At 36.7% G+C, this 8,103-nt stretch carries 8 protein-coding genes; 1 reads left to right on the forward strand and 7 read right to left on the reverse strand.

The genetic code is table 11. The features are described 5' to 3' along the window. Positions 1 to 290: 290 nt before the first annotated feature. The 7 genes from ACQKMR_RS27830 to ACQKMR_RS27860 all read right to left on the reverse strand — a co-directional run bounded on the left by ACQKMR_RS27830 (position 291) and on the right by ACQKMR_RS27860 (position 6,958). Complete coding sequence (locus ACQKMR_RS27830; RefSeq protein WP_427700158.1) at positions 291 to 1,337, reverse strand: SDR family oxidoreductase; 1,047 nt, start codon at positions 1,335 to 1,337, stop codon at positions 291 to 293. A 1,040-nt stretch (positions 1,338 to 2,377) separates the two neighbouring features. Continuing rightward, a complete protein-coding gene (locus ACQKMR_RS27835) occupies positions 2,378 to 2,941 on the reverse strand; it encodes a dihydrofolate reductase family protein (RefSeq protein ID WP_427700159.1) in 564 nt (187 codons plus the stop codon). A 325-nt stretch (positions 2,942 to 3,266) separates the two neighbouring features. After that, complete coding sequence (locus ACQKMR_RS27840; protein WP_427700160.1) at positions 3,267 to 3,773, reverse strand: hypothetical protein; 507 nt, start codon at positions 3,771 to 3,773, stop codon at positions 3,267 to 3,269. Next, positions 3,770 to 3,955 (reverse strand): hypothetical protein, encoded by a 186-nt coding sequence (locus ACQKMR_RS27845; protein WP_034306238.1) that lies wholly within the window; start codon positions 3,953 to 3,955, stop codon positions 3,770 to 3,772. The genes ACQKMR_RS27840 and ACQKMR_RS27845 overlap by 4 nt, the downstream gene beginning before the upstream one ends. A 921-nt stretch (positions 3,956 to 4,876) precedes the next feature. Next, on the reverse strand, positions 4,877 to 5,302 hold the full coding sequence (locus ACQKMR_RS27850) for an SMI1/KNR4 family protein (protein ID WP_427700161.1): 426 nt from the start codon (positions 5,300 to 5,302) through the stop codon (positions 4,877 to 4,879). 225 nt (positions 5,303 to 5,527) lie between these two features. Continuing rightward, positions 5,528 to 6,079 (reverse strand): histidine phosphatase family protein, encoded by a 552-nt coding sequence (locus ACQKMR_RS27855; RefSeq protein ID WP_427700162.1) that lies wholly within the window; start codon positions 6,077 to 6,079, stop codon positions 5,528 to 5,530. A gap of 15 nt (positions 6,080 to 6,094) precedes the next feature. Next, positions 6,095 to 6,958 carry a protein phosphatase 2C domain-containing protein gene (locus ACQKMR_RS27860; protein WP_427700163.1) on the reverse strand — a complete coding sequence of 288 codons (864 nt, stop codon included), beginning with the start codon at positions 6,956 to 6,958 and terminating at the stop codon, positions 6,095 to 6,097. Positions 6,959 to 7,293: 335 nt separating this feature from the next. On the opposite strand from ACQKMR_RS27860, the gene ACQKMR_RS27865 reads away from it, so the two are divergent. Further along, positions 7,294 to 7,803: a DoxX family protein gene (locus ACQKMR_RS27865; protein WP_427700164.1), complete on the forward strand. Its 510-nt coding sequence runs from the start codon at positions 7,294 to 7,296 to the stop codon at positions 7,801 to 7,803. The last annotated feature ends 300 nt before the right edge of the window (positions 7,804 to 8,103 follow it).

Genomic DNA, 8,103 nt, shown 5'->3' on the forward strand with positions numbered 1-8,103 from the left:
TTGCTTCCTTCAGATTCCACGTCACCATGGACACCCTTGCATTAAGCTAACCATTACTACTGCCTTCATGGTTCGGGACTTACACCCTATAGATTACACCCATGCCGGGCGCACGAAAGAGCTGCCTTAAAGACAGCTCCGATCTTAAACTAACGCACCTGTTAGTTCTATAAGAAAGGCGATTCTTATTAAAGAATCGCGCCCGATTGATGAAGAACATTATTTAGAGTAATCAATTATTTGAGATATAATTTTCCTTGGTTAGATGGGTATGGGGGTTATAACCCCCATCACAATGTCTCCTTTTTCTCTTTTTGGAACCAAGTCTCTAGCAGCTCTTGCTCTCTTTCTCGTGATATCCCTGTTTTTCGTTCTGTATCCTTTCTCGCTTTCTCCCATTGATACACATCATAAACAGTATCTTCAAGAGGTCGGAAGGAAAGACCAGCGTTAACAGCTTTTTCTATACTGATGAAAAAAGATCCTTTCCACGGTTCTGTTTCTTCTTCTAACGGGAAGTGTTCAGGAATCCATAAAGGCATTTCCGTCCATGGCTTTACTTTGTGCTCCAATATAAACTGTTCTTCTGCCCACACAAATTCGGTATCGCTGTTTGTGACAGCTTTACAGGTGTTTAATAGCTCTTTCATAGTCAATTCATAATTCGGACCTGTTACATTAAACGTGCCTTTTTTTCTGTTTTCTGTCATATTGAACACCCATGTTGCTATATCTTTTACGTCAATCAATTGAACAGGACGATCTGAACGTCCCGGCACCAATACTTTTCCGCCTTGTGCCACACGCTGAACCCAGTACGGAAGCCGATCCGTATAGTCAAACCGTCCGACAAGCAGCCCTGCTCTTATATGCAAAACACGCCCTGGCCAATGCTTTTCTACTTCTGCTTCACAAAGTACTTTCAACGCGCCGTAATACTCATAGGGAGAAATTTTCCCCTCCTCAACGTCTTTCAACTTATCATCCGGCAGCATGGATTGTAAATGATAGTCTTCCGTAATATTGAGGGGAATCCAATCCTTATAAACAGAGATACTTGAGATATATGTATAATGTTCGATGTTATCCCCAAGTACAGTCGCAATTTTTTTGATTTGATGAGGAGCAAAACCGCATGTATCCATTACAACATCCCATTTCCGGTTTTCTAGAAGTGAAACATCACCATCTCTATCACCAATTAGCTGCTCAACCTCAGGAAACATCTCTTTATTGGTACCGCGATTAAATAATGTAATTTCGTGACCTCTTTTCAATGCTTCTTTTACCAAAGCTTTTCCTAAAAAACGAGTACCTCCTAATATAAGGACCTTCATAGTTTTCCCCCATTCACTTTAATAGAGTGTAAAAATGCCTTTCATTTTACATAACGGTTTTCCTTCTTAAAAAGATACGGAGAGTATAAAAAATTTATTCCCTTTTATTTAAGGAAGATGTCCAATTGTTTAAGATTAAACAGACTACCCTATCTAATATTCGAAAGATATGACAGATACATTTCTCCCAAACTCCGATGATCTCCTTTTCTCTTCTTATTCAAGAATATGGCCCTATTGATGATGTGTCAGAATTCTTCAACTAAACTGACCCATTAGAGCCATAAGAAAAAGGCTGCCTCAGCAACCTCCCTTATTGAAGTAAAGCACCCTTTAGTAAAATAAGTTCAGCCCAATATTCCTGGTTGAACCCATTAATTCACCGTCGGTACACCATTTGGCGAATAATTTAGCATATCACGAGATGGTCTATTTGTGCCTTTATCTGCTCCGCCCTTTTGAAGTTCCCCGTGTATTCACCACTTCTTCCTTCAAATAAGTTCCGTTAGGAATTGTTTGCTTCTTCGCAAAATAACGAACGCCTAGTATCCGTCCTCCTCAATCTGTTCGGTCCTTCCTTATCTTCTCGAGTAGACAAGTACTATGACCTCTGCTGACTTCTGATGATTCAGCTGTCCATCACTGGACAGGTTACCAAGTGTACTTGGCTGTCATCAGACCTCCCCGGGTAAGAGTGCAATCTTTCCCTCCCTCCATCTATCTGCTTCATTTACTCTGTACCACCTCCGGCAGTAAGGACTTTGTTTTGTTTCGCAAACTCATCCAATGATACCTAGCCTTATATGAAGTTCATGTTCCTCAGACCGGAGGTTTGCCGCTTGCTTCCTTCAGATTCCACGTCACCATGGACACCCTTGCATTAAGCTAACCATTACTACTGCCTTCATGGTTCGGGACTCACACCCCTTGATTGCACCCATGCAGGGCGCACGAAAAAGCTGCCTTAAAGACAGCTCTGATCTTAAGCTAACGCACCCGTTAGTTGAATTTGTATTTTATCTTTGGAATGTGCAATATTATTAATTCCCATTCAAATGATAGATTAGTTGCACAACGCCAGAGGAGAACGTTCTTGTATTAACCATTTTTAAATTCAACCTCTGTTTTATATCAATAAACAACGGTTTCCCTTCTCCCAAAATAACAGGGTGAACAGATAATCTAAATTCATCAACAAGCCCTAAATTGATAAAAGTAGTAATAAGACTTGCTCCACCATATAACCAGATGTCTTTACCAGGCTTATTCTTTAATGTATTTACTTCTTTAAGAATATTATCATTTATGAATATTGCTTTATTATCAGTCCCCTTTTGCGTTCTGGAAAAAACATATTTTTCTTTACTATGAACTAATTCCCAAATCCCTTTATCAGTATCTTCAATTTCTGAAGTAAATTGTCCCCATAAATCGTAGCTTTTTCTTCCATAGAAAATAGTATCAATTTGATTTAAGAAATTAATAAACCCCATCTCAGGGTACATGATGCACCAATCAACTTCCCCATTTTTCCCTTCAATAAAACCATCTAAAGTAATTGCTAAATCTAAAATTATTCTTCTTGGTCTTACGTTATTGGACATAATTCTTCCTCCCTTTAATCATTTAGATATTGTTTCTCCCGTCAAGTTCTTTTATATTTTCATTATTTACAGCATTTATTTCCGAATAAAGTTACTGATGTTATTGAACTCCCTTAACTTAATAACAATCATCTCAAATTGCCATTATTTCCACAATTAGTTATTCAAGAATATGCCCAATTGTTGAACAAATCTATATGCACTCTTGAACTCCCTCAGTTTGATACGAATATCTCTCGAAAAACACCCCTTTAGAGGATATTATCCAAAGGGGTAAAACGGTGCAACTTTATTATAAACATCGTGACTTTATTTCAAAGCCACATCATTTTCCCTTTAATTCAGCTAAATAGTGCCTTACGGCACTTTCAACTAGTTCATAAACCGTCCTATCATGAATGATTGCTTGTATTTTTAGTTCCTTCATAAGTTCAACATCCATATCGAATGAAGAACGTTTTCTTATAACGTTGGTTCGTTCTATGGTTGGTGCTGATTGTTCGTTCGCTTGTTTGACCTGTTCTTTACCACGTTTTATGCCAACGTTAGAACGTTGGTTGGTATCGTTAATAGGTTCTTTATTTACATTAGTTGAAACGTTCGCCTTTGCTTTTCCTGCTGTTGCAAAGTCATAAATAAGCTGCTCTTGTACCGTTTCCTCGTCACCTTCACCAACGAAATACCAGCCTTTTTCGCCTGAATTTCTATACTCATAACCAGCTTTATTCAATGCTTTTCTTAGTGATTTTTCTGAAAGATGAACATCAGCCCTTTTGGCAATATTCGCTGGTGTATCAGTTTTAATTAACTCCAAGATTTTACCGATTTTCATTTAGTACGCTCACGGGAAAACCAATACTTTGTTTTGATATTTCGATAAGTCCCAATGTCTTTGATCAGCTCGGCAATAAGATCATAACCGCAATATGTGTGCCTCAGCGTGCTAAATTCATCCAATGTGACATAATCATCACTCTTTAATTCAACGTGACACTCTCCACAACAAATCCCCATATCCAACACCTCCAAAAAGTATATTGATATATTCGTCGAAACTTGGTGGCCATCCTTCTTTCGTACAAAAAACAGGTCTATTGACGGTCCTTTAATGTTTGTTAGTTTTTCAAAATTATCTAGACCTAATTATAAAAAACCTTAATAAATAAAGGAGAGTACATATTAGCTATGTATAATATGTACTCTCCTTTTTTCTTTTAGTGAACTAGTCGAGTAGAAAGGAGTCTTTCTACCTTGCGGTAAATTGAACTCCATCCCCTCTCAGAACCGTGCTTGCGCTATTAACGCACACGGCTCCTCCAACTTATCGTTCACAGAATGCAGCTAATTTCTATCAGACTTTACTATTCTGCTATCCTTAGTAGTTTTGTTTCCATTTATTCTACCTCTGTGTGTAGTAAATGTGTCCCTATTAAGGGTGATACTTTGGTAGCAGCCTTTCCTCCATCGGCATTACCCAACTTCATAGGTACTACGCTGCTATCCGACTCCCTAACATCGGCATTTGGTTTCCTCACTTGTTATCGCTTGTACACCATACTCTTCTAAAAAAAAGAAAAGACCGGTAGGGCCTCCCGAGTTGCCGTATCATATCAATGTATAACGTGCCAAGGTCTCTGACTCCGGAGAGGCTTTACCCTTCTTGCCTTAACGAAAGGTAAAATGTAGCTTTCTGCTATGCGTAAGGCATCAGCCCTCTCGATTTACTAACATTTCGGAGCTCAATCCCTTCAACCATTTGGCTTTCGGCCCGCTACCTAACTGTCTACGCTTAAAGACAAAAGTTACCTTTGGCCCTCCAAGACTCGCTACGAGTGAATGGCTAGTTCTTGCTCGACGGGAATCCCACCCGTTATATGATACGACCTAGGCTCGGCCGCACACGCACCCGTTAGTTCAACAAGATTAGCTTATTATTTATTCATTCTCATCTTCAAATTTAGAATTCGATACAATAAATTCTTTTAAGTTAGAAGCTAATTCTTCTAATTCTTCGGTTTCGTGATACCAAATATAAATTTTTCCATCCATTACCGTATCAACAATCCGAAAACATAATTTGTCCCCTGTACCATCTTCACCAATAGATATTAGGTCATCTGCCATGCCTTCATCTCTCACATCTTGATTTTGTCTTACAATATCATCCCAGGTTCTCTTTAAGTTTTTGGAGTCTTTAATAGGAAACAGAGTCCATTCATCAATCTGAGCATTGTTAGATAGTTTAAAAAGTTCTTTGTATTGTTTAGGAAAAACAACTCCTAATTGTTCTTCTGCTGATTTTATATCTAAATCCGTAACTCCAGGTTTTCTTGTGTCAATCAAATCGATTACATCATTCATTTAATACGTACCATCCCTTCATATTCTTTTACATAAAACTTCTTGATTTTTCTTCAAAAACCTTCTTCAGCTAACCTGCCCCGATAGTTACATAAAGAAAGAGCTGCCTTAAAGACAGCTCTGATCTTCAGCTAACGCACCCGTTAGTTCATTAAGAAAAAGAGCTGCAAAGCACCTCCGTTATTGTAGTAAAGCTCTGTTAGTTGAACTATATAATATGCCTAATCAAATATTTATAGCTGTTTCTTCTTTCCATATCCGTTCCATATTCACTTCATTTTTTGTACAACTTAATTGAAAGATGTCAGGATTACTAAGATTTTTCCAACACTCGAAATCAAAGTCACGATTATAATTCTTTAAAAGTAAGGAAATTATATTTCCGTGACTGACGATTACTGTGTTTTCAGTTTCACTTTTAAAAACTTCATCTACAACGTTAATTATTCGGTTCATTGCTTCTTGACTCGACTCTCCTCCTTCAAATTTCAACTCCATATCATTGAATGTTGTTTTAAGTTTTTCAAGCCAGTGTGTACTTAGTGTGCGTTCTGAGAGGCGTTCATCAATCTCTATTTTAATATTTGTTTTCTCACTTAATGGTTCTACTGATTGAATAGCACGCAAAAACGGACTTGATATTATTCGTTCAATTTTTGCATTACTGAAGAAATTAACTAAATAATTCGCTTGTTTTGAACCCTTTTCCGTTAATGGAGATTCTGAAGGTTGCCCCTGTGCTTCGCAATGTCTGACAATGTAAATCTTCTTTAGCATAAGACCCTCCCACCTCTATTGGTCGCTTGGTTTACTTGCATCTTCTGATATATAAACTTCCCAGGTAACTATGGTAGTGCTATCCCTAACATTGTTTTCTTGAATTTCTTGCAACAATGATTTAGTACCTTGTTCGTTTTGACAATTAGCAAAAACCTTAAATACTTCACTTGGATTAATAAAAGGTGCATTTGAACATTCTATTAAACCATCTGTAGTCAATAATATATGATTTAACCCTTTTCTAAGTTCTCTTGTCCCACTGGTATAACAAGGCACTTTGTTATCAAATGTGTTGACCTGTCCTACCCATTCATAGAATTGTCTTTGATTGAGTTGATATTGTCCAAGTGCAGCTAAATCTTGATGAAATAAATAAAGAATACAGTCTCCTACCGAAAACCACCAAAGATACTTATGTTTTCGTACAACGATTAAACAGGATGTTTCACCTTTTACTTTACGACAAATAGAAAGAAATTTATCACTTTGAAAAAGGTTTAATACCTTCTCTTCTAGGTTTTTAAACATTTGATGATTTGTAGTAGAAAAGGATAATAGGTTTTCCATATCCGTTTTATTCTGTTTAAAAAGTTCAATCACTATCTCAGCACTCTCGGCAGTATAGTGTGCATCTAATATAATTACAAATTCCCAATCTTCATTTTTATTTGACCAGACTAAGCAACCATCTTCGTTCTTATTTTGACCTGCTTCTGAGTTTCCTCCATATCGCCCAACTATAATTTGGTTAAGATTTTGAATATTTGGATTATCAATAAAATCTTCCTGACTTCCAACCCAACTAAATTCTTCACCCTTATAAGTCCCTGAAGTTTGTGTATCTTCAGTGTAGTTATTACAAAAACAACCTTCCACAATAACTATCCCCTTTTCCAAGATATAGATAAAATTATAAAATAAATATAACTTAATTTGTTTATTAATCTACCTATTGTTAATAAATATCCAAATGAATACTTTTTGATTAGATAATGACTCTCTTAATGAACTAACCTGCCCCGTTAGTTTAAGTAGAAACCTTCACAATCTATTCATCTTTTTCTATGTATCTTTAGTGTGGACTATATTACCTCAAATTGTATTAAAAGGAGATTGTTTATATATTATTTACATAATTGATAATGAAAATCATTTTCAATTATGTTATTATATCTTATAGTTATTATTTTTAAATTATAGGGAGGAAAAGTATGTTTATTGATCTTTTAAAGCATAACAAAAATGTCTCCATTCTTTTGGCTGTGTTGCGTGTGTATCTCGGATATACGTGGGTTATGGCTGGCTGGGGGAAGTTAACAGGCGGACAATTTGATGCTTCTGGTTTCTTACAGGGTGCGTTGGCAAATTCAACTGGAGAGCATCCGGCTGTTCAGGGATGGTGGGTTGTATTTCTTGAGAATGTAGCCATTCCTAATGTAGAGATATTCAATACGTTAGTACCTTGGGGAGAATTCCTCGTCGGGATAGGTTTATTGGTGGGTTGTTTCACTAAAACAGCTGTCTTTTTTGGTCTAGTTATGAACTTCTCTTATCTGTTTAGTGGCACGACAAGTACCAATCCACAACTTGTTCTATTATCTATGTTTATCCTTGTTTCTGCTATGAATGCAGGAAGGTATGGGGTAGATGGTATGATTATACCTACTCTTAAAGAAAAACTATTTGCTAACAGAACAAGAGAGGTAAAAAATGTAGCTTAACAAAAAGTAGAGTATTAAAAAAAGAGGTCGGGATAGTGATCCCTACCTCTTTTTTGCTGATAATTGTGATTATGTGAACTAGCGTTTTTTCGTTAGTTGAAGAAGAAAAATCAAAAGCATTGCTTAACAGAGTCTATTTTAAAGAAGTAACAATCAAAAAAGTGCGTAAAAGACGTTAAGAAATCGACTTTTTTTTCTTTTTCTTAATGATACAGATAGGTAAGGGTTTGAAATTATCGCTCCCTTTTCCCCCTGTTCACACCGTAGGTGCGACTTTCACCGCATACGGCGTTCCAACTA

This window comes from Peribacillus sp. NPDC096540 (genome assembly GCF_050278525.1).
In the GTDB taxonomy this organism is placed as follows: Bacteria; Bacillota; Bacilli; order Bacillales; family DSM-1321; genus Peribacillus.

What these genes read in the sequence shown, in the direction of transcription:
- ACQKMR_RS27830 (WP_427700158.1), bottom strand. Translation starts at nt 1,337, where the DNA reads ATGAAGGTCCTTATATTAGGAGGTACTCGTTTTTTAGGAAAAGCTTTG.
- ACQKMR_RS27835 (WP_427700159.1), bottom strand. Translation starts at nt 2,941, where the DNA reads ATGTCCAATAACGTAAGACCAAGAAGAATAATTTTAGATTTAGCAATT.
- ACQKMR_RS27840 (WP_427700160.1), bottom strand. Translation starts at nt 3,773, where the DNA reads ATGAAAATCGGTAAAATCTTGGAGTTAATTAAAACTGATACACCAGCG.
- ACQKMR_RS27845 (WP_034306238.1), bottom strand. Translation starts at nt 3,955, where the DNA reads ATGGGGATTTGTTGTGGAGAGTGTCACGTTGAATTAAAGAGTGATGAT.
- ACQKMR_RS27850 (WP_427700161.1), bottom strand. Translation starts at nt 5,302, where the DNA reads ATGAATGATGTAATCGATTTGATTGACACAAGAAAACCTGGAGTTACG.
- ACQKMR_RS27855 (WP_427700162.1), bottom strand. Translation starts at nt 6,079, where the DNA reads ATGCTAAAGAAGATTTACATTGTCAGACATTGCGAAGCACAGGGGCAA.
- ACQKMR_RS27865 (WP_427700164.1), top strand. Translation starts at nt 7,294, where the DNA reads ATGTTTATTGATCTTTTAAAGCATAACAAAAATGTCTCCATTCTTTTG.